Raw genomic sequence first — 23,780 nt, 5'->3', positions numbered from 1 at the left:
AAAATCAAAAATTGTTTTTGATGTTCGATGCTGTGAGTGCCCACACAGATTGCTTGATTCAAATTGTTAAAGAGCGTCACGCTTGTCGCGCTGAGGAGGCGCATATTACGCCTCTCACTTCGAAAGTCAAGCGATTGTTTTCGCTTTTCTTTCGGCACCGGCTTCACAAGGAAGCTGGCTCATCAGTTCGGCGTGTTCCGCCGTGCTGGTAGGGGCGCATTATAGGGAGCCGCGCCGGGATGACAAGGGCTTTTTGCAAAAATGAGTTCGTTTGCTGAAAAAGCGAACTGAACACCCCAAAACAACCCCTTGGCATCTCTTTTACGCCGCTTTTTTGCTCAACTCTTCGCTTTGTGCCCGGATATAGTTGACCCAGCTGGTTGCCTTCTGCTGCCAGTTATCCTGTTGCTGCAGCTCACGGGCCAGTTCCAGCGCCTGGGCATACTGCTCCTTATTAAGGTGTGCCTGCACCAGCAACGCTTTGGCGCGATTGCCTTGCTCGCCCTTCACCGACTTGATGGCAGCGAGCTGGGTCATGGCAGCATCAGTCTTGCCCTGTTGCAGCAGCAGTTCGGCGGCGCGCATGGCGGCTTTGGGCTGACCGTGCTGGTTGGCGAGCAGCTGCCAGCTATCGACCGCTTGTGACCACTCCCGGGCACCTTCCCACAATTGGGCCAGCAGTTGGCGGTTTTCAGCACTTTGCTTCATCTGTCCCTTGGCCATGGCCGCCTCCAGCAGACGGGCCCCACGATAAGGCAGCCCTTGCCAGGCATAGAGGCGGATCAGCTGATTGCGGGCAGACGCATCATCCATCAGTTTTCTGTCGATGGCAGTTTGCAGCAATGCCAACGCCTGATCGCCGCGTTTGGCGGAGAGGTTGAGCGATACCGCCTGCTGCCACCATTTGCTCTCTTTGGGTTCGTGGCTGATCAACTCAGCCGCCTGATCGGCCGCCACGCCATAACGTTGCTGAGCGGTGAGGGCGGAGAGACGAATGATGGCGGCCTGCTTCTGCCAACCCTTCTTCAACAGCTGTTCGCTCTGGCTGGCAGCGTCACCGTACTGCTTGTTGTGGTAATAGAGGCCGGCCAGACGCAGGCGCAGCCCATCGTCTTGTTTGAGTGCCAGTGCCGCCTTGTAGCTGGCGATGGCGCCAGACCAGTTGGATTGCTGGGCCTGAATATCGCCGCGCAGTCGCAACAGTTGGAGCTGTTGCTGCTCGGGCCACTCTTTATAGGCAAGGGCCTGTTCGACGTAGCGGCTCGCCTGGGCGGTCTGTTGCAGGTTTGCCGCCAGCGAGGCTTGCAACTGCGCCAGCCAGGCACGCTCGGCATCGCTATTTGGCCTGAGGCCGGACGCCTTGCTCTGGGCTTGTTGCCACTGACCGGACTGATAGAGCTTCATCACGGGTTCAAGCTGACGGGAGAAGTGAGGGCTGACCTCCATCGCCAGACAGGCTTGGCCGACCAGGGCAAGCAGACAGATCCAGATCCGCAACATAGTTATGACTCCAGTTTGAATTTGAGCGTGATGACTTGCACCAGCTTGTCGGTAGCGCCCGGTCTCGGCTGATAGCGCCACTTGTTGATCGCCTGAATGGCCGCCCGCTCGAACTGACGCTTGGGTTTGGCCTCGACCACTTCCACATCCTGCACGCCACCTTCCGCATTCACGCTAAAGCGCAGAGTGACAAAACCTTCGATCCCTGACTGTTGGGCACGATAGGGGTAGACCGGCTCGATCCGTTGCAACGGCATCAGCATGTCACCTGCGCCGATACCCGCACCCTGCTGCTGGCCGTGGTAGTTGCCACTCAATACCGGTGCGGTACTGGTCGCCACACCGGGGGCATAGACCTGCACCGCGCTGAGGCTGGAGACCAGATCCAGACTCGGCTCAACGGCCGCCAAGGGGGCCGCGGCAGGCATCGGCAGCGGTGCGGAGGCCAATGCCGCAGGAGGCTCTGGCAGAGGTTCAGGTTCCTGCGGTACCGGACGCTCGCGTACCTGCACCTCGGTCACCTCGTTCTGCATATTGATGACGATGGGCTTCTGTTCGCTCGCCACCTTCTCGCCCCGGGGCGGTTCAACCAGCGTGGCCATGAACAGCAGGATGCCCAGACTGAGGGCGATCCCCAGCCCCAGGCTCATCAGCTTGTATTTCATTTTGGCGCCACCGCCACGGCGATATTGGCGATACCCGCCGCCTTGGCCTCATCCATCACCCGCACCACCTTGCCATGGGGCACTCGCTCGTCGGCCTGGATCACCAGGCTGGCATCGGGCTGCTCCGCCAGCAGACGGGCGATGGTGGCCTGTACCCGCTCCACATCGATCTGCTTGCGGTCGAGGAAGATCTGACCCTGAGCCCCGATCGCCAACATGATGCTGGAGGATTTCTGCGCCTTGGCCTGACTGGCCTGGGGTCTGTGTACCTCGAGCCCGGCTTCGCGCACAAAGGAGGTGGTGACAATAAAGAAGATCAGCATGATGAACACGATATCCAGCATGGGGGTCATGTCGATCTGCACTTCGTCACGCTGGCGTTTGGATTGCCGTCTCATTGCATTACCTTCTCTTCTCGCAGGCCGTCCCGGGTCTTGGCCAGCGCACGCTTGGCCTGACTCTCGAGCCGACTGAGTAACAACACGCCGGAGAGCGCCACCACCATGCCTGCCATGGTGGGGATGGTGGCGCGGGAGATCCCGCCCGCCATGCTCTCCGGGTTAAAGCGGTTGGCCGCAGCCAACGCATCGAATACGCCGATCATGCCGGTCACGGTGCCCAGCAACCCCAGCATGGGACAGAGCACCACCAGGGTGCGGATGAAGATCAGATGACGGTTCAGTTCCAGCTCCGCCTGCGCCAGCCAGCGGCTGCGGATCGCCCGGGCGTGCCAGCTGTGGCGCTCGCTGCGGGCCTGCCAGCGACCGAGCAGCTGTTGCTGCAACGGGCCGAAACCCAGATTGAGGTAGAGCAGCCGTTCGATCATCAAAATCCACATCAGCACCAGCAGGGCCAAAATGACCCAGAGCACAGGGCCGCCACGGCCCATGAAACTCTGCAGCTGTTGCCAGATGTCGAGCATCATGCTGCTCGCTCCATCCCGCCGTTATTGCTCTCGGCGCGCTCGGCCAGAATGCCGGCTACTTGCTGCTCCAGCACATTGGAGAGCTCGGTGAAGCGCGATTGCAGCAGGCTGTGGGCCAGGATCAGCGGAATGGCCGCAACCAGACCCTGTACCGTGGTAACCAGCGCCATGGAGATGCCGCCAGCCATGATCTTGGGATCGCCGGTACCAAACTGGGTGATGGCCTGGAAGGTGCCGATCATCCCGGTTACGGTACCGAGCAGACCCAGCATGGGGGCGATGGCCGCGATTACCTTGACCATGCCGATGCCGCGCTCCATGCGAGGGGTCTCCTGCAGGATCGCCTCATCAAGACGCAGCTCGAGGGTCTCCATGCTCAGCTCGGGGTGTTTGTCTGCCACCGTCAGCACCCGGCCGAGGGCGTTGTCGGCGTGATACTCGCCGCTCTTGAGCTGGCGGCGCACCCGACCCAGTTCGCGGGAGAGGCTCCACAGCCGTACCGCAGCGATACCCAAACCGATGGCGGCCAACAGCACGATAATGGCGCCGACCTGACCACCTTGTTGTACCTGCTGCCAGAAGGTGGGCGCCTGTGCCAGCATCGCCAGCAGAGTGCCATGCGAAGGATCCAGCGGCAGCGCTTCCCCTTCCTGACCCTGATAAGCCGCAACGGCAGAGAGCACGCTACCGGGCAGACCCAGTACCGGGCTCAAGCCTTCGGCGGTCGGTTGCAGGAAGCCTTCGCTCCCCAGCAGGGCAAAACTGCCAACCCGGGTCAGCGACTGCTCGCTGGCAGCCCCCTGGGCATCGAGCACCTTGCCGTTGAACTGGGCAATCCGGCCAGATTCGCGGATCTCCTGCAGCAGCGTGGCGGGCAGCAGGGCGAGGGCGGCGCGATCCGGCACCTGTTTATCCTGTGCCATGGCTTTCAGCGGGGCGAGACGTTCCGGGTACTGGCCCTCGACGGCGGATTCGCTCAGCAGCTTGACCGCATCGCTGGCGCCCTGACGGGTGACCGCGAAGATCTCGTTCATGTCGCCGGAGGCTTGCTCCCACTGGGCGTTAAGCTCGACCAGCTGCTTCTCGTTGCTGGCGAACTTGCCAGCCAGCTCCTTGCTCAAGCGCTGGGCCTCGGCCAGTCTGGCGCGGGCAGCGCCGAGCTCCTTGGCAACGGTCGCCAGATCTTGCTGAGCCTGCTGTTCACGAGCCTGTTCCTGCTGCTGCCACTCATCAGCGACAGCGGCATTGGCACCGCAGGAGAGAGCAATAAGGAGGGGGAACCACTTCATGGTGACTCTCATGATTGGGCCTCCTGACTACGGCTGACAGAGAGGGGGAGATTGAGCAACTGGGGAACTTTCTTGTCGGCGGCCACATCCATCGCCTCGGCGATAGGGGAGAGCCACTGGCTGTCGAGGGCTTGCCACTGCTTAGACTCGGCAGACCAGCGCCATGCCTGACTGCGATCGGCCGTCATTGCCAGCAGGGAGACCCGACCCAGCGCCAGCACATCGACCCGACGCGGAGCACCATCCAGCTCCAGCTCGGCGGAATAGCTGTCCATCCGGCTGCCGTATTCGGCTTCAATCTGATAGGCCTGCAGCAGCTGACGGAATTTCTCTGCCTCGCTAACGTCTGCACGGGCCAGGGTCGCTTTCAACTGTTCAACCCGCGCCAGCCGATCTTCCTTGCGCAGCGGGATGTCGTTTTGCACCAGCTGTTCCAGATCTGCCTGCATCTGCAACATCAGCGGAATCAAGCCCTGACGGGTCTCTTGCACCGCTTCCAGCTGCTGGCTCAATTTACCCAGCTCATTTTGCTGATCGGCCACCAGAGATTGCATGTAGCGGTTGTAGGCTTCGAGGTCGCGTAGTTGAAGCTGGGCATTTTGCAGCTCCAGTCGTGCGGCAACGGCGGCATCGGCGGCTTTTTCCACCCGCTGCTGGGAGGCTTTCCCGGCAGCTATGCTGTTCTTGAGGGCGGGAGCAACCAGCTCATCCCCGATGGCTGCAAAGTGGACTGACAGTGGCAGCAGGGCCACACCCCATAATTTGTTCATTGAAATACATCTTACTAATGATAACCATTATCATTATCTCAAATGCAGGGCGGACTGGCAACGAGAGGATTTTCTTGGCCTTTATGCACAAAAACAGGATAATTTTTAAGCACGCACGGAATAAGTGGCTCCAATAGCCACCGCACAAATATAAATAACGATAAAAAATCTTTTCGATCAGTGTGATAGAGATCGAAAAAGGAGAAAGTAATGCTCAACGATGCGATCTGGGAACATATCGACAAGTTCACCAAGGCAACAAAAACCAGCGATATCCAGCAACTGCTGGAGCGCTTCAGTCATCAAATGGGCTTTGATTACTTTCGGCTGCTGATTATTTTCCCCATCAGCATGCAAAAATCCCACGTGGCACTGTTCAACAACTGTCCGACCACCTGGTTTGACGCCTACAGCGAAAACCAGTATCTGACCCAGGATCCGGTGGTCTATCTGGGGTTGAAACAGACCCAGCCGATCTTCTGGAACAAGCTCGACTGCGACTCTCCCTGGCTGCCCAGCGCCAGCCGCGACGTGATGAACCTGGCCGCCGATTTCGGGGTACGCAATGGCGTCTCCTTTCCGCTGCACACACCGCAGGGGGAGCACGGCATCCTCTCATTCATCACCAAGGAGAAATCCAACTCCGACCTGATGTTTGAAAATGTCCCGCTGCTGTCGTTCTGCGCCAGCTACATCTTCAACTCCGCGCTGCAACTGATAAAAAGCAGACCGGATATGATGAAATACCTGACCGAACTGTCGGATCGGGAGAAGGAGTGCCTGTTCTGGGCCAGCGAGGGCAAGACCTCCTGGGAGATCGCCACCATCCTCGGCATCAGTGAGCGGACGGTCAACTTTCACCTGACCCAGGTGACCAACAAGACCGACTCAAAGAACCGCAGTCAGGCCATCGCCAAGGGGATCACCAGCGGCATCATAGTGCCCTCCCTCGACGAGGTCACCATCACCAACCTGCGGCTGTCGTAACCCTCAGCCGAAACAAAAAGAGCCGCAATTGCGGCTCTTTTTCATTTGAGAGAGTGACTTACTCAACGGTCACCGATTTTGCCAAGTTGCGCGGCTGGTCCACGTCAGTGCCCTTGATCAGGGCAACGTGGTAGGAGAGCAGCTGCAGCGGCACGGTATAGACGATGGGAGCGATCACCTCTTCCACGTGGTTGAGGTTCATAACCCGCATGGTCTCGTCGCTCTTGAAGCCGGTGTCGGCATCGGCGAACACGTAGAGGATACCGCCACGGGCGCGCACCTCTTCCACGTTGGACTTGAGCTTCTCCAGCAGATCGTTGTTCGGCGCCACCACAATGATGGGCATTTCGGCATCGATCAGCGCCAGCGGGCCGTGCTTCAGTTCGCCAGCGGCGTAAGCTTCGGCGTGGATATAGGAGATCTCTTTGAGCTTGAGTGCCCCTTCCATGGCAATGGGGTACTGGCTGCCACGGCCGAGGAACAGGCTGTGCTGCTTGTCGGCAAACTCTTCGGCCAGAGTTTCGATATCCTTGGCCAGCGCCAGGCTCTCTTTAATACGCAGCGGCAGGGCTTGCAGCGCCTTGACCAGTTCGGCTTCGGCGGCTGCGCTCAGGTGGCCACGGCAGTGACCGACCGAGGCCACCAGCATCAGCAGGCCAGCCAGCTGGGTGGTGAACGCCTTGGTGGAGGCTACGCCGATCTCGGCACCGGCACGGGTCATAAAGGCCAGATCCGATTCACGCACCAGCGAGGAGCCCGGCACGTTGCAGATAGCCAGCGAGCTCATGTAGCCGGATTCCTTGGCCAGACGCAGCGCCGCCAGGGTATCGGCGGTCTCGCCACTCTGGGAGAGGGTCACCAGCAGGCTGTTGGGGCGCACTACCGATTTGCGATAGCGGAACTCGGAGGCGATCTCCACATCGCAGGAGACGCCAGCGATCTCTTCGAACCAGTAGCGAGCCACCATGCCGGAGTGATAGGAGGTGCCACAGGCGACGATCTGCACGTGCTCGACCTTGTCAAAGATGGCGCGCGCGCCGTTGCCGAACGATTCGACCACCACGTGATCGCTGCCCAGACGCCCTTCCAGGGTGTTGGTGATCGCTTTGGGTTGCTCGTGGATCTCCTTGAGCATGTAGTGACGGTATTCACCCTTGTCACCGGCATCGTGGGAGAGTTCGGACTCCTGCTCTTCGCGCACCACGGCGTTGCCGTTGGTATCGAAGATGTGCACGTCGCGGCGGGTCACTTCGGCCACATCACCCTCTTCCAGGAAGATGAAACGGCGGGTCACCGGCAGCAGCGCCATCTGGTCGGAGGCGATAAAGTTCTCGCCGATACCGCGGCCGATCACCAGCGGTGAACCGGAACGGGCAACCACCACGCGGCTGTCGTCGTGACTGTCCATCACCACGGTACCGTAGGCACCGCGCAGCTGCTTCACCGCAGTCTGCATGGCGGCCAGCAGGCTGCCGGCGCTCTTCAGCTCATGATGGACCAAATGGGCAATCACCTCGGTATCGGTGTCGGAGCTGAACACATAGCCCAGCGCCTTCAACTCTTCCCGCAGCTCTTCGTGGTTCTCGATAATGCCGTTGTGCACCACCACGATATGCTCGGAGACGTGGGGGTGAGCATTGCGTTCGGAGGGCTCGCCGTGAGTGGCCCAGCGGGTATGGGCGATGCCGGTACCACCATGGACGGACTGCTCGTCGAGCGCCTTGGCCAGCTCGGCCACCTTGCCCAGACGGCGAACCCGCTGCAACGGCTGGTTGGCGCTGAACACGGCCACACCGGCTGAGTCATAACCGCGGTACTCCAGACGGCGCAGGCCCTCTACCAGAATTTCAGCCACATCACGTTGGGCAACAGCCCCGACGATGCCACACATACACTTCTCCTTGAGATGCAAATCGTAAAGTCAGTTGGATGGTTCAGAGCTCGATGTCAGCAAGTGACCGGGGCGCAGATAAGCGTCACCCCCTGGGCTTGAATCTGTTCTCTGGCCTCGCTGGCCAGCCCCTCGTCGGTCACCAAGGTATGGATGCTCGACCAGGGAAGTTCGAGATTGGGGATCTTGCGGCCGATCTTTTCCGATTCGACCATCACAATGACCTCCCGCGATACCTCGGCCATGACCCGCGACAGGCCCACCAGCTCGTTGAAGGTGGTGGTGCCACGCTCCGGGTCGATACCGTCGGCACCGATAAAGAGCTGGTCGAAGTCGTAGGAGCGCAGCACCTGTTCCGCCACCTGCCCCTGGAAGGATTCGGAGTGAGGGTCCCAAGTGCCACCGGTCATTAACAGGGTAGGCTCATTTTCCAGCTCGCGCAGGGCACCGGCCACATTGAGAGAGTTGGTCATCACGATGAGGCCGCGCTTGTTGCCCAGCATGGGGATCATGGCGCTGGTGGTGCTGCCGCTGTCGATGATGACGCGGTTGTGATCACGCAGCCGCTCGGCCGCCGCACGGGCAATGGCTAACTTTCGGTTCGAAACTTGTTCAGGATTGGCCTCGACCACCATCTCGCTCGGCAAGGGGACGGCGCCACCGTAACGACGCAGCAGCAGACCGCCGGTCTCCAGTACAGCCAGATCTTTACGGATGGTCACTTCGGAGGTAGAAAAGTGTTTGGCAAGGGCGTCGACGCTCACTTCACCCTGCTCTTGTACCAGGGTCACTATGGTGTGTCGGCGTTGTTGAGTATTACGTTTGGTCATTTTTAAGTTTCGATTCGAAAGAACATCGAAATATTAGCCCCTTTTTCGGAAAAATAAAACAGCAAATAGGATCCGATTTGGTTCGATGCCAGAATGGGGTGCCAATTTGCGACGAGGATGCCATGCAAAAGAGAGTCATCTGGCTGGTGGAGGATGAGGCCAGCATCGCCGACACCCTGATTTACGCCCTGCAGACCGATGGGTTCGAGGTGGAGTGGTTCATGCTGGGCCAGCAGTTGCTGACACGACTGGAACAGACGCGACCCGACTTCCTGATCCTCGATGTGGGGCTGCCCGACATCAGCGGCTTCGAACTCTGCAAGCAGGTGAGGGCGCTGACCGATATCCCCCTGATGTTCCTCACCGCCCGCAGCGAGGAGATAGACCGGCTGATCGGGCTGGAGATCGGTGCCGACGACTATGTGGCCAAACCCTTCTCGCCACGGGAAGTGTGTGCCCGGGTGCGGGTCATTCTGCGCCGCAGCCAACCCGTCGCCCCCCAACCCAGCGCCCTGCTGGTGCTGGATGAGGAGCGGGCCCGCATCCATTTTCGCGGCCAACCGCTGGCCCTCACCCGCTACGAATATCTGCTGCTCAAGACCCTGATGCTTGCGCCGGGCCGGGTCTACTCCCGCCAACAGCTGATGGATCTGGTGTGGCAGGATGCGGAGGAGAGTCTGGATCGCACCGTCGATACCCACATCAAGACCATCCGCGCCAAGCTGCGCGAACATGATCCCGAGGCCAACCTGATCCTCACCCACCGCGGGCTGGGCTACAGCCTGGAGCTGGCATGAGACTCGGACTGCAACTGCTGTGCGGCCTGCTGCTGATCTTCGCGCTGGCCGCCTGGTTCGTGCTGGAGATCTTCGTCGAGGAGATAAAACCCGGGGTGCGCAGCGCCACCGAGGATACTCTGGTAGACATGACCCAGCTGCTGGCGCCGCTCGCCCTCGATGATCTGCAAGAGGGGAATATGATGAACGGGCGGTTGGCCAGCGCCTTCGCCCGCCTCAACCAGAATCCCATCAATGCGATGATCGACGGCCACCTCAAGCAGCAGGCGGAGTACCGCATCTATGTCACTGACCAGAAGGGTATGGTGATTTACGACTCCGACGGCACGGATCTGGGCAAGGATTATTCCCGCTGGAACGATGTCTACCGCACTCTGCGCGGCCAGTATGGCGCCCGCAGCACCCGCACCGATCCCGACGATGCCGCCAGCTCGACCATGTATGTGGCGGCACCGCTGCGGGAAGGGGCCGAGATCATCGGCTCCCTCACCGTCGCCAAACCCAATCGCACCCTGATGCCAGCCATCGAGCGCGGGGAACAGGAGCTGCTGCGGGCCGGCGGCCAGATGCTGCTCATCTCGCTGCTGATCGGCAGCCTGCTGGTGTGGTGGCTAAACCGCGCCATCGGCAAGCTGGTGCACTACGCCGACTCGGTCAGCAAGGGGGAGGCGGCACCACTGCCACGGCTGCACACCGTCGAGCTGGATCGGCTCGGCCGCTCGCTGGAGACCATGCGCCACCAGCTCGATGGCAAAAGCTACATCGAAGCCTATGTGCACAGCCTGACCCACGAGCTGAAGAGCCCTCTGGCCGCCATTCGCGGGGCAGGGGAGATTTTGGCCGAAACGCCGCCCCCCGAAGTTGCCAAACGGTTTATCGGCAACATCAATCTGGAAACCGCCCGCATGCAGCAGCTGATCGAGAGAATGCTGCAACTGGCGCGGCTGGAGTCGGGGCAGGGGCTGGATCGCCAGTCGGTGGAGCCAGCGAAACTGGGCAAGCGCACCCTCGACGCCCGCCAGATCATCGCCCAGCGCCGTCAGGTCGAGTTGGTGGCCGAGCTGGCCAGCGCGCCGAAACAGAAGTGGGATCCGCTGCTGGTGGAGCAGGCCATCGGCAACCTGCTAGACAACGCCATCGACTTCTCTCCCGCCAACGGGCAGGTCACCCTGAGCGGCAGCCAGCAGGAGGAGGGCTACTGTTTTCGAGTCACCGACTGCGGCCCCGGCATTCCCGACTACGCCCTGCCGCGCATCTTCGAGCGCTTCTACTCCCTGCCGCGCCCGGACAAGGGCAAGAGCAGTGGTCTGGGGCTCAGCTTCGCCCATGAGGTAGCCCACCAGCATGGCGGTCGTCTGACCCTGAGCAACCGGCCAGAGGGAGGCGCGCTGGCGGAACTCTGGCTGCCATTCACCTAGTCCCCCCTGCAACTTCACATTCCCCACACAAAGCGGCATTAGACTGCCGCTTTCTCTCATCCATTTGCTCAAGGAAATGCTATGTCCCGCCTGCTTCTCTCCAGCCTGCTGGCTGCCGGTCTGCTCGCAGCCCTGCCTGCCTCCGCCGCCAGCGGCTGCTTTCTCTATGCTGACGGCAACGGCCAGACCCTCTCCAGCGAAGGGGACTGCTCTAGCCAGCTGCCGCCCGCGTCCACCTTCAAGATCCCGCTGGCGCTGATGGGTTACGACAGTGGCTATCTGGTTGATGAAGAGCATCCGGCACTGCCCTACAAGCCGAGCTACGATGGCTGGCTGCCCGCCTGGCGTGAAACCACCACCCCGCGCCGCTGGGAAACCTACTCGGTGGTCTGGTTTTCCCAGCAGCTCACCGAATGGCTGGGGATGGAGCGCTTCCAGCAATATGTCGACCGCTTCGACTACGGCAATCGGGATCTCTCCGGCAATCCGGGCAAACATGACGGCCTGACCCAGGCCTGGCTCAGCTCCAGCCTCGCCATCAGTCCGGAGGAGCAGGCCCGCTTCCTCGGCAAGATGCTGAGCGGCAAGCTGCCGGTCTCGGCGCAGACCCTGCAGTACACCGCCAATATCCTCAAGGTGAGCGAGATCGACGGCTGGCAGATCCACGGCAAAACCGGCATGGGCTACCCGAAGAAGCTGGATGGCAGCCTCAACCGTGATCAGCAGATCGGCTGGTTCGTCGGCTGGGCCAGCAAACCGGGCAAACAGCTGATCTTCGTCCATACCGTGGTGCAAAAGCCCGGCAAGCAGTTCGCATCCCTCAAGGCGAAAGAAGAGGTGCTGGCCGCATTGCCCGGGAAGCTGAAGACCCTGTAATTCCTCCAGAAACCGGCGCAATGCCGGTTTTTTTTATCCCCCTTCACCACCACTTCACACAAGCCCATCACCACTTCACGCCGGACTGACAGACTCACTCCATCAAACAAGGAGACGTGTCATGGTCAAACAGATATTCACCCACAAGATATTTCTGCTGCTGTTGCTCAGCCTGCTGTTGATGGTGCCGGTGCAATCCATCATGGAGCTGAACCGGGAGCGTCAGGCTTACCGCAGTCAGGCCATTCACAGCATCATGGCCAGCAGCAGCGGCCCGCAACGACTGATGGGGCCCATTATCGTGCAGCCCTATACCCGTTCGGTGACGGTCGAGCAGGAGGGCAAGCGCTTCGTCCGTCAGGAGCAGATCTACCGCTACCTGCTGCCGGAGCAACTGGACATCAGGGCCAACATGGAGGTGACCCCGCGCAAGCTGGGCATCTATCAGGCGCAGGTCTATCAGACCCGGCTCTCCCTCTCCGGCCGTTTGCCGACAGCCGCTCAACTACAAGAGAGCGCGCCGCTCGCCGGGGATAGCGAGCTGGTGGCAGGCAAACCCTACCTGAGCCTGGTGCTCTCCGATGCCCGCGGTATCAACAGCGTCCCCGAACTGCAGCTCGGCACACAGCGGATCCCGTTTGCCCCCGGTGCCCGCCTCGGTGATGCGCTCGCGGGTATCCATGCCCCGCTCGACAGCCTGCCGCAACAGGATGGCACCTTCCATCTGGAGCTCAATCTGCAGGGGATGAATACCCTCGACATAGTGCCGCTGGGCAAGGAGAGCACCCTGCAGCTGGCGGGCAACTGGCCCCACCCCAACTTTATCGGTGACTTTCTGCCGGGCAGTCGCACCCTGAGCCCACAAGGGTTTGAGGCCAACTGGCAAACCAGCTGGTTCGCCAGCGACATGGAGACCCGCTTCAACCGGATGATGAACGGGGGCGATAGCAATCTCTCCACCTTCAGCGTCAGTCTGGTGCAGCCGGTGGATCACTATCAGCTCAACGAACGGGCGGCCAAGTATGCTCTGCTCTTCATCGGTCTCACCTTTATCAGCTTCTTCATGTTCGAGCTGCTCAAGGGGCTGCGGGTTCACCCGATCCAGTACGCGCTGGTGGGCATGGGGCTGGCCATTTTCTATCTGGTGCTGCTGGCCCTGACCGAGCACCTCGGCTTTGGCTGGGCCTATCTGGTAGCCGCGCTGGCCAGCGTGCTGCTCAACGGCTTCTACCTCAGTCATGTGCTGGGTGGCCCGAAAAAGGGGATCGGCTTCGCAGCGCTGCTCGGGCTGGTCTATGCCATCCTCTACAGCCTGCTGCAGGCCGAAGAGATTGCCCTGCTGCTCGGCGCCCTGCTGCTGTTCGCCACTCTGGCACTGATCATGTTGCTGACCCGCAAGCTCGACTGGTATCAGGTGATGGACTACAGCGCCGCCGCCACCACATGGGCGGCCCCCCAGTCATCAACCAGTGACACCAGCCATAAGTCATAAGCCAAAAAAACCGGCGCCATCAGGCGCCGGTTCTATTTTATTGATCGGGCATCACTTCTTCTTGACCGGGCGAGCCCAGTTCTTGATGTGGCGCTGGGGCACCCGAGTGATCACCAGCTCGTTCTCGGCCACATCCTTGGTGATGGTAGAACCCGCCCCCAGAGTCGCCCCCTTGCCGATGCGCACCGGCGCCACCAGCTGGGTATCGGAACCGACGAACACATCATCCTCGATGATGGTCTGGAATTTGTTGACCCCGTCGTAGTTGCAGGTGATGGTACCAGCACCGATATTTACCCCGGCTCCGATCTCGGCATCACCCAGATAGGTCAAATGACCGCACTTGGAACCAACCCCCAAACGAGCCTTCTTCATCTCGACGAAGTTGCCGACGTGGGCATCCTGCTCCAGCACGGCACCCGGGCGCAGACGGGCAAACGGGCCGACCGAGCACTGATCCGCCACCTGAGCCCCTTCAACGATGGAGTAGGGCTTCACTTCGGTGTGATCGCCAATAACACAATCCTTCAGCACGGCACCGGCACCAATACGGACGTGGTTGCCGAGGGTTACCTTGCCTTCGATAATCACGTTGACGTCGATCACCACCTCTTCACCGATCTCGAGGGTTCCGCGCAGATCGAAGCGGGCAGGGTCAATCAGGGTGGCACCGGCGATCATCAGCTTCTCGGCCTGCATCTGCTGGTAGCTGCGTTCAAGGGCAGCCAGCTGGACCCGGTTGTTGGCCCCTTCCACCTCGGCGGCACGCTCCGGATGGACCGCCGCGATCGGACAGCCATCGCCGTGCGCCATGGCGATCACGTCGGTCAGGTAGAATTCGCCCTGGGCATTCTTGTTGTCCAGACGGGCTAGCCAGCTGCGCAGCTGACCGCCGTTGGCCACCAGCACGCCGGTGTTCACCTCGCGGATCGCCAGCTGTTCGGCATTGGCATCCTTCTGCTCGACGATACCGACTACCTGACCGTTTTCACGGACGATACGGCCATAGCCGGTGGGGTTGTCCAGCACCACGGTCAGCAGTGCCATCCCGTTTTCAGCCTTGGCAGCCAGCAGTCGCTGCAAGGTCTCGGGCTGGATCAGCGGGGTATCGCCGTAGAGCACCAGCACGTCGTCTTCATCCTTCCAAAACGGGATGGCTTGGGCGACGGCGTGACCAGTCCCCAGCTGTTGCGCCTGCAGCACCCAGTTCACATCGGCCGCCACGATCCGCTCTTTCAGCAGTTCGGCACCGTGGCCATAGACCAGATGCAGCTGCTCGGCACCAACCTGACGGGCAGTATCGATCACATGGGAAACCATGGGTTTGTTGGCTACCGGGTGGAGTACCTTGGGCAGGGAAGAACGCATGCGGGTACCTTTACCCGCCGCCAGGATCACGACGTTGAGGGACATAAATTGACCTTTGGAACATGAGGAAATACTCGGCGGAGTCTATCCAACGGGTAAAAAAAAAGCGACCCGAAGGTCGCTTTTTACATCACCGTTATTAGCGGTAATTCTTTTTGACGATATCGATGACTCGCAGTTGAGCCATCGCCTTGGCCAGCTCGGTGGCGGCCTGGGCGTAGTCGATATCACCATGGGAGCTGTGGATCCGCTCTTCGGCTGCGCGCTTGGCTTCCTGGGCTTTCGCCTCATCCAAGTCGTCAGCACGAATCGCGGTGTCCGCCAGCACGGTCACGGATTCAGGTTGTACTTCCAGCATACCGCCGGAGATGTACAGCACCTCTTCAGTTCCGTTCTGCTTCACCAAGCGGACCAGGCCCGGCTTGATGGCAGTCAGCAACGGAGCATGACCGTGGCGGAGACCCAACTCACCTTCGGAGCCTGATACCTGAGCGGATTGCACGCGACCGGAAAACAGTTTTCCTTCGGCGCTCACCACGTCCAGGTGAAAGGAGATCATCTCTGCCATGGGCCCTCCTGTCGAGGCTTACAGTTTCTTGGATTTCTCGACGACTTCGTCGATACCGCCAACCATGTAGAACGCCTGCTCGGGCAGATCGTCATACTCGCCTTTCAGGATGCCCTGGAAACCACGAATGGTCTCTTTCAGCGGCACGTATTTACCCGGAGAACCGGTAAACACTTCTGCTACGAAGAACGGCTGGGACAGGAAACGCTCGATCTTACGGGCACGGGCTACGGTCAGTTTGTCTTCTTCTGACAGTTCATCCATACCCAGGATGGCGATGATGTCCTTCAGCTCTTTGTAGCGCTGCAGTACGGTCTGAACGCCACGAGCGGTCTCGTAGTGCTCTTTGCCAACCACCAGCGGATCCAGCTGACGAGAGGTAGAGTCCAGCGGGTCAACGGCCGGGTAGATACCCAGTGCCGCGATTTGACGGGACAGTACGACAGTCGCATCCAGGTGGGCGAAGGTGGTCGCCGGAGACGGGTCAGTCAAGTCATCCGCAGGAACGTAAACGGCCTGTACGGAGGTGATGGAACCGGTCTTGGTGGAGGTGATACGTTCTTGCAGAACACCCATCTCCTCGGCCAGGGTCGGCTGGTAACCTACTGCGGAAGGCATACGGCCCAGCAGTGCGGATACTTCAGTACCGGCCAGGGTGTAACGGTAGATGTTATCTACGAAGAACAGTACGTCACGACCTTCGTCACGGAACTTCTCGGCCATGGTCAGGCCGGTCAGCGCAACGCGCAGACGGTTTCCGGGCGGCTCGTTCATCTGACCGTAAACCAGAGATACTTTGTCCAGTACGTTGGACTCCATCATCTCGTGGTAGAAGTCGTTACCCTCACGGGTACGCTCACCTACACCGGCAAACACAGAGTAACCACTGTGCTCGATCGCGATGTTACGGATCAGCTCCATCATGTTTACGGTTTTGCCTACACCGGCACCACCGAACAGACCAACTTTACCACCCTTGGCGAACGGGCATACCAGGTCGATAACCTTGATGCCTGTTTCCAGCAGATCGTTGCTGTTGGACTGATCTTCGTAGCTGGGGGCAGCGCGGTGGATAGACCAGCACTCTTCTTCACCGATCGGACCTTTTTCGTCGATTGGCTCGCCCAGTACGTTCATGATCCGACCCAGAGTCGCAGTACCGACCGGAACCTGGATGGATTTACCGCTATTCACTACTTCCAACCCACGACGCAGACCGTCGGAGGAGCCCATGGTGATGCAACGAACGACGCCGCCACCGATCTGTTGCTGAACTTCCAGCACCAGACCCTGGCCTTGACCTTCGCTAACGACCTTCAGTGCATCGTACACCTGGGGCACGGCATTCTGCGGGAACTCGATGTCCACCACAGCGCCGATGATTTGGACGATGAAACCGTTACTCATGTCAAATCCTCTAAACCTTTGATAACCCTTGCCTTACACCGCAGCAGCACCGGATACGATCTCTGTCAGCTCCTGGGTAATACTGGCCTGACGGGCCTTGTTGTATACCAGTTGCAGATCGTTAATCAGGTTACCGGCGTTGTCAGTCGCGGCTTGCATGGCAACCATTCGGGCTGCCTGTTCACTTGCCAAGTTTTCCACTACACCCTGGTAAACCTGAGATTCGACATAGCGAACCAGCAGGGTATCCAGCAGCTTCTTGGGATCCGGCTCATAGAGGTAATCCCAGTGGTGTTTCTTGGCGAGCTTGCTGTCTTCAGTTACGGGCAAAGGCAGCAGTTGATCGACCCGTGGTTGCTGCACCATGGTGTTGACGAACTTGTTGTACACCAGATACAGCTTGTCAATCTCACCGTTGTCGTAAGCCTTCAGCATGACCTTGACTGAACCAATCAGGTCATTGACGCTCGGACTATCGCCCAGTCCTGCGACATGAGCTTTAACCTTGGCGCCGTGCCGTTCAAAGAAGTTGGAGGCCTTGTTACCGATCAGTGCCAGGTCAACCTTGGCACCTTTCGCGCTCCATTGCTTCATATCATTGAGGGCAGCCTTGAACAGGTTGATGTTCAGACCACCACACAGGCCACGGTCGGTGGAGACGACGATGTAACCCACTCGCTTGACCTCACGTTCGATGAGGTAGGGGTGCTTGTATTCCAAGTTCCCCTGAGCGATATGGCCGATCACCTTGCGCATGGTTTCAGCGTACGGACGGCTGGCAGACATGCGTTCCTGCGCACGGCGCATTTTGCTTGCTGCCACCATTTCCATAGCGCCGGTGATCTTCTGAGTGTTTTTCACACTCCCGATCTTGTTACGTATCTCTTTTGCGCCGGCCATCTCTTACTCTCCATCAAGTGGCAGCTCACGCTGCCACACACGCTTACCAGGTCTGGGTTGCTTTGAAGCTATCCAGCAACGCAGTCAGCTTGCCAACGATCGCGTCGTTGTAGTCGGCCTTGGCATTGATTTCAGCCATCAGCTCGGCATGCTGGGTATTGGCGTAAGAGAGCAGAGCGGCTTCGAAGTCGACGATTTTGTTCAGCTCGACATCGGAGAGATAGCCTTTCTCGGCGGCGAACAGCACCAGAGACTGGTGAGCCACGCTCAGCGGAGAGTACTGCTTCTGCTTCATCAGCTCGGTCACTTTCACACCGTGATCCAGCTGCTTGCGAGTCGCCTCGTCCAGATCGGAAGAGAACTGGGCGAATGCCGCCAGTTCGCGATACTGGGCCAGCGCGGTACGGATACCACCGGACAGCTTCTTGACGATCTTGGTCTGAGCAGCGCCACCTACACGGGATACGGAGATACCCGGGTCAACCGCCGGACGAATACCGGAGTTGAACAGCTGTGAAGTCAGGAAGATCTGACCATCGGTGATGGAGATCACGTTGGTCGGAACGAACGCAGATACGTCACCCGCCTGGGTTTCGATGATTGGCAGTGCGGTCAAAGAACCGGTTTTGCCTTTCACTTCACCCTTGGTGAACTTCTCTACGTACTCGGCGTTAACGCGAGCAGCACGCTCCAGCAGACGGGAGTGCAGATAGAAAACGTCACCCGGGTAAGCTTCACGTCCTGGCGGACGGCGCAGCAGCAGGGAGATCTGGCGATAAGCTACGGCCTGCTTGGACAGGTCATCATAGATGATCAGCGCGTCTTCACCGCGGTCACGGAAGTACTCACCCATGGAGCAACCGGCATACGGAGCCAGGTACTGCAGAGCAGCCGCTTCGGAGGCAGAGGCAACCACCACGATGGTGTTGGCCAGGGCACCGTGCTCTTCCAGCTTGCGCACCACGTTGGCGATGGTGGAGGCCTTCTGGCCAATCGCAACGTAGACACACTTAATGCCGGAATCTTTCTGGTTGATGATGGTGTCGATCGCGATGGCGGTCTTACCAACCTGACGGTCACCGATGATCAGCTCACGCTGGCCACGACCGATAGGGATCATGGCATCGATGGCTTTCAGACCGGTCTGGACCGGCTGGTCAACAGACTTACGCTCGATAACGCCCGGCGCGATCACTTCGATCGGCGAGAAGCCATCGTTGTCGATCGGACCTTTACCGTCGATCGGCTGACCCAGGGTGTTCAACACCCGGCCCAACAGACCACGACCTACCGGCACTTCCAGAATGCGGCCAGTACCTTTTACTTTCATTCCTTCTGACAGACCGTCATAGGAACCCATAATCACCGCACCGACGGAGTCACGCTCCAGGTTCAATGCCAGAGCGTAGCGGTTGCCCGGCAGCTCGATCATCTCACCCTGCATGGCATCAGCCAGGCCGTGAATACGAATGATACCGTCGCTCACAGAGACGATAGTACCTTCGTTACGCGCTTCGCTCTTTACATCAAACTGCGCAATGCGCTGCTTGATCAGCTCGGCGATTTCAGTGGAATTCAGTTGCATGCTCTAATACCCCAATCAAGATTGCAGCGCGTCAGCCATGCGATCCAGCTTACCGCGGACTGTACCGTCGATTACCAGATCACCGGCCTTGATGAGCACCCCGGCCATCAAGGACGCATCGATGCTGCAATTCAGCTTCACTTTGCGCGCGAGACGTTGTTCCAGAGAAGCCTGAATATTGGCTTTCTGCTGGTCGGTCAGTTCGATCGCCGAAATCACGTCAGCCTGAACCTCTTTATCCAGTTCAGCTTTGAACGCTACAAATTCAGCAACGACCGCCGGCAGCACACCCAAGCGACCATTCTCGGCCATCACCCGGATCAGGTTCTGGCCATGCACGTCGAGTTGCTCACCGCAGACACCGACAAACAGCGTTGCCAGCTCTTCGGCGGCCACAGAGCCGTTTACCAGGTTGTGCATGGTCTCGTTTTCCACTACTTGCGCAGCGAAACCGAGCATACCCAGCCACTGGTCAACCGCCTTGTGCTCAACGGCAAACTCGAAAGCAGCCTTGGCGTAGGGGCGAGCGATTGTAGTCAGTTCAGACATAGCCCCGTTCCCGTTACAGTTCTGCTACCAGTTTGTCGACGATGTCGCTGTTGGCAGCCTGGTCGATTTGACGCGCCAGGATCTTCTCTGCACCAGCAATGGCAAGAGCAGCAACCTGCTTACGCAGTTCTTCTTTGGCACGATGACGTTCAGCTTCGATCTCGGCACGGCCCTGAGCCAGGATTTTTTCCCGCTCAGACTGGGCACCAGCGGCAGCTTCATCAATGATCTGGGCTTTACGTTTGTTAGCCTGCTCAATGATTTCAGCAGCCTGCAGCTTGGCTTCTTTCAGCTGATCGGTGGCGTTGGCCTTGGCCAAATCCAGATCTTTCTTGGCACGTTCGGCAGAAGAGAGACCGTCAGCAATAGCTTTCTGACGGGCTTCGATGGCTGCAATCAGCGGCGGCCATACGTACTTCATGCAAAACACTACGAAGAAGAAAAAAGCAATTGCTTGGCCGAGGAGGGTGGCATTGATATTCACAGCCGATGTCCTCTTAAGTTAGTTAATGGGTTATGCCTGGAGAGTCGTAACGACTTAGCCAGCAACCGCAAACATCACGTACAGACCCAGACCAACGGCGATCATCGGGATCGCATCCACCAGACCCATTACGATGAAGAACTGGGTACGCAGAACAGGGATCAGATCCGGTTGACGAGCAGCACCTTCCAGGAACTTGCCACCCAGGATACCGATACCGATGGAAGCGCCGATAGCAGCCAGACCCATCATCATTGCAGCAGCGATGTACAGCAGGTCCATGTTCAAGTTTTCCATGAGGATCTCCAGTTATTTAGATGTAATTGATTGTATAAAAAGGATTATTTGAGTTGCATCAACCATGGTCTTCCTGCGCCATCGACAGATAGACGATGGTCAGAACCATGAAAATGAATGCCTGCAAAGTGATGATCAGGATGTGGAAAATTGCCCAAGGCACGGACAGGATCCACTGTGACCACCAGGGTAACAAACCAGCAATCAGGATAAAGATCAGTTCGCCAGCATACATGTTGCCGAACAGTCGAAGACCCAGAGAAACAGGTTTGGAAATCAGCGTAACAGTTTCCAGGATGAGGTTAACCGGGATGGCCGCCGGGTGGTTGAAAGGCTGAAGCGTCAGCTCCTTCACAAACCCGCCGATACCCTTGACCTTGATGCTGTAATACAGGATCAAGAAGAACACGCCCAAAGCCATGGACATGGTGATGTTAACGTCAGCAGAGGGAACCACACGCAGATAGGGAATACCCATCAATTGTGCAGCGTGAGGGATAAAGTCAACGGGGATCAGATCCATGAAGTTCATCAGGAAGATCCACACAAACACCGTCAGCCCCAAAGGTGCGATGACCTTGTTGCGACCGTGAAAGATGTCTTTGACGTTACCATTCACAAACTCGACCAGCATCTCCACAAAGCACTGCAGCTTACCCGGCACCCCGCTGGTAGCGTTAACGGCTACTTTGCGGAACAACAGGATAAACAGGGCGCCTAGCACGACGGAAAATACCATTGAGTCGATATTGACCGTCCAGAACCCAGACCCGACTTGAAGGTGGGTCAGGTGGTGGGAGATATATCCCTGAGGAGTCAGGACTTCTCCGGTTGCAGACATGAGTTTTCCTAATAGTGGTTGTTAAGCGTGAATGAAACCATCCACTGTACAACGAGGGCGAGGATATAAGTGGCGAAAAACGAGACGGTAACGACCTCGACTCCCGCACCAAACATCAGGGCGAATAGACCTGTTGTAGAAATGAGCTTAATCCCTGCCCCACCATAAAAGTCCCGCAAAACCAGGCCCACACTCTCGGTTGTCACCTTGCGGCGCAGCACCCAGACAGTAAACAAGGCTTGAGGAACCCAGTACATCCCCCCTCCGTAGAGAGCGGAATAACCGGCGCTGGCACCAGTCAGGTAAAACCAGACGGCACTCATCGCCAGGATCAGGATGAGCTGACAAACGAGCATAACCCAGGCCAGTGTCAAACCTTCCAAGGCTATTTTCTGCTTCACCAACCTACCCCTGAACATTACAGAACTGTAAAAAATCGGGATCCGAAGACCCCATGTTAACAGCTCTTAAAGCCGGTCAAATTATACCCTTGAGGGCAGCTATTGCAATATGACAAAAATCCTTAATTTTTGCGGCTTTCCGCGGCAAATCAGGGTTATGGTCATATCAAAAGGAATGGATGTTTTATTACTACAAAAAGCGTAAAAATCACGATTCCGACACGCCAAAATAGCCCAATATACGGTCCAAATCGGACAAATTCTCGTAACTTATTACTAACTTCCCGCTATCCCGCTTGCCAGGCTGAAGTTGCACCTGATTGCCAATTTTTTCTGCCAGTTGGCGCTCCAGGTAGCCGATCTGCGGATCATGGGCCGGTTCGACCCTGGCTTTTGCCGGTTCGAGCGCTTTTTGCACCAGCTTCTCGGTATCGCGTACGGTCAGCCCTTTCTGGGCAACCAGCTTGGCCAGTTCAGACTGGGCCTGGCCGCTCAGGGCCAGCAGGGCACGGGCATGGCCCATGTCGAGGTCGCCATGCTCGACGAAACGCTTCACGTCGTCGTTGAGCTGGTTGAGACGCAACAGGTTGGTCACCGTGGTGCGGGACTTGCCCACCGCCTCGGCCACCTGCTGGTGGGTGAGTTCGAATTCGGTCAGCAGTCTTTGTAGAGCGACCGCCTCTTCGATGGCATTAAGGTCTTCCCGCTGAATATTCTCAATCAGCGCGATGGCGACGGCAGCCTCGTCGGGTACATCCTTGACGATGCAGGGCACCACCTCGAGCCGCGCCAGCTGGGACGCGCGCCAGCGCCGTTCACCGGCGATGATTTCGAAGGATTGTTCGCCGAGAGGGCGTACCACGATGGGCTGGATCACCCCTTGGGCGCGGATGGAGTTGGCAAGCTCTTCCAGTGCATCCTGGGACATATCCTTGCGGGGCTGGTACTTGCCGGACTGCAACCACTCCACCGGCAGCTTGCGCAGCTCGCCCTGATTGGTGGGGGCCATGGCCTCTTCAGTACGTTGATCGCTCATCACCTGTTTCTGGCGGGCAGCCGTGCTGGTACTGAGCAGGGCATCCAGCCCCTTGCCCAGTCCACGTTTTTTCGGAGTCATATGCTCTCTCGGTCTGCGATGGTCGCCTGACGTTCCTGCTCCTGGCGGCGCAGGATCTCGCCAGCCAGTGCCAGGTAGGCCTTGGCGCCCACCGATGATTTGTCATAGTGCATGGCCGGGGCACCGAAACTCGGGGCCTCAGCCAGTCTAACGTTGCGGGGAATGATGGTGCGGTAGACTTTGTCGCCAAAGTGCTGTTTTAGCTGATCGGACACATCATTGGCCAGCCGGTTGCGGTGATCGAACATGGTGCGCAGCACCCCTTCGATCTTGAGCTCCGGATTGACCACGGCGGCCAGCTTGCTGATGGTGTCGACCAAGGCAGTGAGCCCCTCCAGCGCGTAATATTCGCACTGCATGGGCACCAGCACGGAGTCTGCGGCGGCCATGGCGTTCACGGTCAGCATGTTGAGAGAGGGCGGGCAGTCGATGAAGACGTAGTCGTATTTGTCCCGCACCGAGGCCAGCGCATTGCGCAGGCGGATCTCGCGGGCGAAAAATTCCATCAGACGGATTTCAGCCGCGGTCACGTCGGCGTTGGCGGCGATCAGGTGATAACCCCCGGTAGTTTCGGGGATGATCACTTCGCTGATGGGGGCATCCTCGATCAGCAGCTCATAGGCGGTGCGCTCGACGTCATACTTGTCGACACCGCTGCCCATGGTGGCATTGCCCTGCGGATCCAGATCGATCACCAGCACCTTGCGCCGGGTGGCAGCCATGGAGGCGGCCAGATTCACACAGGTGGTGGTTTTACCTACTCCACCCTTCTGGTTGGCTATGGCGATGACTTTTCCCACACGATCCCCTAAATGAAACTGCG

25 protein-coding genes are annotated in these 23,780 nt (G+C 58.7%); 5 read left to right on the top strand and 20 right to left on the bottom strand.

All coding sequences use genetic code 11. The annotated features are described in order from the left end of the window. Positions 1-321 precede the first annotated feature (321 nt). Genes ACB042_RS19900 through ACB042_RS19875 form a run of 6 tightly spaced genes read right to left on the bottom strand, consistent with a single transcriptional unit; the run spans position 322 to position 5,149 of the window. Positions 322-1,500 (bottom strand): hypothetical protein, encoded by a 1,179-nt coding sequence (locus ACB042_RS19900; protein ID WP_371178983.1) that lies wholly within the window; start codon positions 1,498-1,500, stop codon positions 322-324. A 2-nt stretch (positions 1,501-1,502) separates the two neighbouring features. After that, positions 1,503-2,165 carry an energy transducer TonB gene (locus tag ACB042_RS19895; RefSeq protein ID WP_042082291.1) on the bottom strand — a complete coding sequence of 221 codons (663 nt, stop codon included), beginning with the start codon at positions 2,163-2,165 and terminating at the stop codon, positions 1,503-1,505. After that, entirely contained in the window at positions 2,162-2,563 is a 402-nt protein-coding gene (locus tag ACB042_RS19890) for a biopolymer transporter ExbD (protein WP_005339369.1), read from the bottom strand. Before ACB042_RS19890 ends, ACB042_RS19895 begins: the two co-directional genes overlap by 4 nt. Beyond that, positions 2,560-3,090, bottom strand: coding sequence for a MotA/TolQ/ExbB proton channel family protein (locus ACB042_RS19885; RefSeq protein ID WP_005339367.1), 531 nt, complete (start codon positions 3,088-3,090; stop codon positions 2,560-2,562). The genes ACB042_RS19890 and ACB042_RS19885 overlap by 4 nt, the downstream gene beginning before the upstream one ends. After that, the gene (locus ACB042_RS19880) at positions 3,087-4,391 is read right to left on the bottom strand and encodes a MotA/TolQ/ExbB proton channel family protein (protein ID WP_371178982.1); all 1,305 of its coding nucleotides are present in this window, start codon (positions 4,389-4,391) and stop codon (positions 3,087-3,089) included. The genes ACB042_RS19885 and ACB042_RS19880 overlap by 4 nt, the downstream gene beginning before the upstream one ends. Further along, complete coding sequence (locus ACB042_RS19875) at positions 4,388-5,149, bottom strand: DUF3450 domain-containing protein (protein ID WP_371178981.1); 762 nt, start codon at positions 5,147-5,149, stop codon at positions 4,388-4,390. The genes ACB042_RS19880 and ACB042_RS19875 overlap by 4 nt, the downstream gene beginning before the upstream one ends. A gap of 210 nt (positions 5,150-5,359) precedes the next feature. On the opposite strand from ACB042_RS19875, the gene ACB042_RS19870 reads away from it, so the two are divergent. Next, positions 5,360-6,136, top strand: coding sequence for a LuxR family transcriptional regulator (locus ACB042_RS19870; RefSeq protein WP_005357256.1), 777 nt, complete (start codon positions 5,360-5,362; stop codon positions 6,134-6,136). A gap of 58 nt (positions 6,137-6,194) precedes the next feature. On the opposite strand, the gene glmS is transcribed toward ACB042_RS19870, so the two are convergent. Together glmS and ACB042_RS19860 are read right to left on the bottom strand one after the other, a co-directional pair. Then, entirely contained in the window at positions 6,195-8,027 is a 1,833-nt protein-coding gene (glmS, locus tag ACB042_RS19865) for a glutamine--fructose-6-phosphate transaminase (isomerizing) (protein ID WP_371178980.1), read from the bottom strand. 56 nt (positions 8,028-8,083) lie between these two features. After that, the gene (locus ACB042_RS19860) at positions 8,084-8,857 is read right to left on the bottom strand and encodes a DeoR/GlpR family DNA-binding transcription regulator (protein WP_005339356.1); all 774 of its coding nucleotides are present in this window, start codon (positions 8,855-8,857) and stop codon (positions 8,084-8,086) included. Between the two features lie 122 nt (positions 8,858-8,979). Here ACB042_RS19860 and blrA point away from each other — a divergent pair, with 122 nt between their 5' ends. From blrA to creD, 4 genes are all read left to right on the top strand, one after another. Further along, the gene (gene blrA / locus ACB042_RS19855; protein ID WP_013724228.1) at positions 8,980-9,654 is read left to right on the top strand and encodes a beta-lactam response regulator transcription factor BlrA; all 675 of its coding nucleotides are present in this window, start codon (positions 8,980-8,982) and stop codon (positions 9,652-9,654) included. Then, positions 9,651-11,072, top strand: coding sequence for a beta-lactam sensor histidine kinase BlrB (gene blrB, locus ACB042_RS19850; protein WP_371178979.1), 1,422 nt, complete (start codon positions 9,651-9,653; stop codon positions 11,070-11,072). Before blrA ends, blrB begins: the two co-directional genes overlap by 4 nt. An 81-nt stretch (positions 11,073-11,153) precedes the next feature. Then, positions 11,154-11,948, top strand: coding sequence for an OXA-12 family class D beta-lactamase (gene blaOXA / locus ACB042_RS19845; protein WP_216960052.1), 795 nt, complete (start codon positions 11,154-11,156; stop codon positions 11,946-11,948). Between the two features lie 121 nt (positions 11,949-12,069). Continuing rightward, positions 12,070-13,440 carry a cell envelope integrity protein CreD gene (creD, locus tag ACB042_RS19840; protein WP_371178978.1) on the top strand — a complete coding sequence of 457 codons (1,371 nt, stop codon included), beginning with the start codon at positions 12,070-12,072 and terminating at the stop codon, positions 13,438-13,440. A gap of 51 nt (positions 13,441-13,491) precedes the next feature. On the opposite strand, the gene glmU is transcribed toward creD, so the two are convergent. The 12 genes from glmU to ACB042_RS19780 form a co-directional block, all read right to left on the bottom strand. Beyond that, positions 13,492-14,853 carry a bifunctional UDP-N-acetylglucosamine diphosphorylase/glucosamine-1-phosphate N-acetyltransferase GlmU gene (gene glmU, locus ACB042_RS19835; protein WP_371178977.1) on the bottom strand — a complete coding sequence of 454 codons (1,362 nt, stop codon included), beginning with the start codon at positions 14,851-14,853 and terminating at the stop codon, positions 13,492-13,494. 94 nt (positions 14,854-14,947) lie between these two features. Further along, positions 14,948-15,376 (bottom strand): F0F1 ATP synthase subunit epsilon, encoded by a 429-nt coding sequence (locus tag ACB042_RS19830; RefSeq protein ID WP_005339345.1) that lies wholly within the window; start codon positions 15,374-15,376, stop codon positions 14,948-14,950. Positions 15,377-15,394: 18 nt separating this feature from the next. Continuing rightward, positions 15,395-16,783: a F0F1 ATP synthase subunit beta gene (gene atpD, locus ACB042_RS19825; protein WP_005339344.1), complete on the bottom strand. Its 1,389-nt coding sequence runs from the start codon at positions 16,781-16,783 to the stop codon at positions 15,395-15,397. Between the two features lie 33 nt (positions 16,784-16,816). Next, positions 16,817-17,683: a F0F1 ATP synthase subunit gamma gene (gene atpG / locus ACB042_RS19820; protein WP_005339343.1), complete on the bottom strand. Its 867-nt coding sequence runs from the start codon at positions 17,681-17,683 to the stop codon at positions 16,817-16,819. A 43-nt stretch (positions 17,684-17,726) separates the two neighbouring features. Beyond that, a complete protein-coding gene (gene atpA, locus ACB042_RS19815; protein WP_005339342.1) occupies positions 17,727-19,268 on the bottom strand; it encodes a F0F1 ATP synthase subunit alpha in 1,542 nt (513 codons plus the stop codon). 15 nt (positions 19,269-19,283) lie between these two features. After that, complete coding sequence (gene atpH, locus ACB042_RS19810; RefSeq protein ID WP_005339341.1) at positions 19,284-19,817, bottom strand: F0F1 ATP synthase subunit delta; 534 nt, start codon at positions 19,815-19,817, stop codon at positions 19,284-19,286. 13 nt (positions 19,818-19,830) lie between these two features. Continuing rightward, positions 19,831-20,301 (bottom strand): F0F1 ATP synthase subunit B, encoded by a 471-nt coding sequence (gene atpF, locus ACB042_RS19805; RefSeq protein WP_005339336.1) that lies wholly within the window; start codon positions 20,299-20,301, stop codon positions 19,831-19,833. A 54-nt stretch (positions 20,302-20,355) separates the two neighbouring features. Continuing rightward, complete coding sequence (gene atpE / locus ACB042_RS19800) at positions 20,356-20,598, bottom strand: F0F1 ATP synthase subunit C (protein WP_005307205.1); 243 nt, start codon at positions 20,596-20,598, stop codon at positions 20,356-20,358. A 58-nt stretch (positions 20,599-20,656) separates the two neighbouring features. Continuing rightward, positions 20,657-21,439 (bottom strand): F0F1 ATP synthase subunit A, encoded by a 783-nt coding sequence (atpB, locus tag ACB042_RS19795; RefSeq protein ID WP_005339335.1) that lies wholly within the window; start codon positions 21,437-21,439, stop codon positions 20,657-20,659. A gap of 8 nt (positions 21,440-21,447) precedes the next feature. Next, positions 21,448-21,858 carry an ATP synthase subunit I gene (locus ACB042_RS19790; RefSeq protein ID WP_047437761.1) on the bottom strand — a complete coding sequence of 137 codons (411 nt, stop codon included), beginning with the start codon at positions 21,856-21,858 and terminating at the stop codon, positions 21,448-21,450. A 190-nt stretch (positions 21,859-22,048) separates the two neighbouring features. Then, positions 22,049-22,957 (bottom strand): ParB/RepB/Spo0J family partition protein, encoded by a 909-nt coding sequence (locus tag ACB042_RS19785; protein ID WP_075112282.1) that lies wholly within the window; start codon positions 22,955-22,957, stop codon positions 22,049-22,051. Continuing rightward, on the bottom strand, positions 22,954-23,757 hold the full coding sequence (locus tag ACB042_RS19780; RefSeq protein WP_005357226.1) for a ParA family protein: 804 nt from the start codon (positions 23,755-23,757) through the stop codon (positions 22,954-22,956). The genes ACB042_RS19785 and ACB042_RS19780 overlap by 4 nt, the downstream gene beginning before the upstream one ends. Between the last annotated feature and the right edge of the window lie 23 nt (positions 23,758-23,780).

Source organism: Aeromonas sp. S13(2024) (assembly GCF_041402405.1).
Taxonomy (GTDB): domain Bacteria; phylum Pseudomonadota; class Gammaproteobacteria; order Enterobacterales; family Aeromonadaceae; genus Aeromonas; species Aeromonas veronii.
Note: the sequence above shows the minus strand (reverse complement) of the source record. Positions and strands in the feature narration are given on the sequence as shown.

Bases quoted from the DNA above. Each gene is read 5' to 3' on its own strand.
- atpD (WP_005339344.1), bottom strand. From the start codon at position 16,783: ATGAGTAACGGTTTCATCGTCCAAATCATCGGCGCTGTGGTGGACATC.
- ACB042_RS19860 (WP_005339356.1), bottom strand. From the start codon at position 8,857: ATGACCAAACGTAATACTCAACAACGCCGACACACCATAGTGACCCTG.
- ACB042_RS19895 (WP_042082291.1), bottom strand. From the start codon at position 2,165: ATGAAATACAAGCTGATGAGCCTGGGGCTGGGGATCGCCCTCAGTCTG.
- ACB042_RS19875 (WP_371178981.1), bottom strand. From the start codon at position 5,149: ATGAACAAATTATGGGGTGTGGCCCTGCTGCCACTGTCAGTCCACTTT.
- ACB042_RS19890 (WP_005339369.1), bottom strand. From the start codon at position 2,563: ATGAGACGGCAATCCAAACGCCAGCGTGACGAAGTGCAGATCGACATG.
- blrB (WP_371178979.1), top strand. From the start codon at position 9,651: ATGAGACTCGGACTGCAACTGCTGTGCGGCCTGCTGCTGATCTTCGCG.
- creD (WP_371178978.1), top strand. From the start codon at position 12,070: ATGGTCAAACAGATATTCACCCACAAGATATTTCTGCTGCTGTTGCTC.
- atpH (WP_005339341.1), bottom strand. From the start codon at position 19,817: ATGTCTGAACTGACTACAATCGCTCGCCCCTACGCCAAGGCTGCTTTC.
- glmU (WP_371178977.1), bottom strand. From the start codon at position 14,853: ATGTCCCTCAACGTCGTGATCCTGGCGGCGGGTAAAGGTACCCGCATG.
- ACB042_RS19785 (WP_075112282.1), bottom strand. From the start codon at position 22,957: ATGACTCCGAAAAAACGTGGACTGGGCAAGGGGCTGGATGCCCTGCTC.
- atpB (WP_005339335.1), bottom strand. From the start codon at position 21,439: ATGTCTGCAACCGGAGAAGTCCTGACTCCTCAGGGATATATCTCCCAC.
- ACB042_RS19790 (WP_047437761.1), bottom strand. From the start codon at position 21,858: ATGTTCAGGGGTAGGTTGGTGAAGCAGAAAATAGCCTTGGAAGGTTTG.
- ACB042_RS19900 (WP_371178983.1), bottom strand. From the start codon at position 1,500: ATGTTGCGGATCTGGATCTGTCTGCTTGCCCTGGTCGGCCAAGCCTGT.
- atpG (WP_005339343.1), bottom strand. From the start codon at position 17,683: ATGGCCGGCGCAAAAGAGATACGTAACAAGATCGGGAGTGTGAAAAAC.
- ACB042_RS19880 (WP_371178982.1), bottom strand. From the start codon at position 4,391: ATGAGAGTCACCATGAAGTGGTTCCCCCTCCTTATTGCTCTCTCCTGC.
- ACB042_RS19885 (WP_005339367.1), bottom strand. From the start codon at position 3,090: ATGATGCTCGACATCTGGCAACAGCTGCAGAGTTTCATGGGCCGTGGC.
- blrA (WP_013724228.1), top strand. From the start codon at position 8,980: ATGCAAAAGAGAGTCATCTGGCTGGTGGAGGATGAGGCCAGCATCGCC.
- glmS (WP_371178980.1), bottom strand. From the start codon at position 8,027: ATGTGTGGCATCGTCGGGGCTGTTGCCCAACGTGATGTGGCTGAAATT.
- ACB042_RS19870 (WP_005357256.1), top strand. From the start codon at position 5,360: ATGCTCAACGATGCGATCTGGGAACATATCGACAAGTTCACCAAGGCA.
- atpE (WP_005307205.1), bottom strand. From the start codon at position 20,598: ATGGAAAACTTGAACATGGACCTGCTGTACATCGCTGCTGCAATGATG.
- ACB042_RS19830 (WP_005339345.1), bottom strand. From the start codon at position 15,376: ATGGCAGAGATGATCTCCTTTCACCTGGACGTGGTGAGCGCCGAAGGA.
- atpA (WP_005339342.1), bottom strand. From the start codon at position 19,268: ATGCAACTGAATTCCACTGAAATCGCCGAGCTGATCAAGCAGCGCATT.
- blaOXA (WP_216960052.1), top strand. From the start codon at position 11,154: ATGTCCCGCCTGCTTCTCTCCAGCCTGCTGGCTGCCGGTCTGCTCGCA.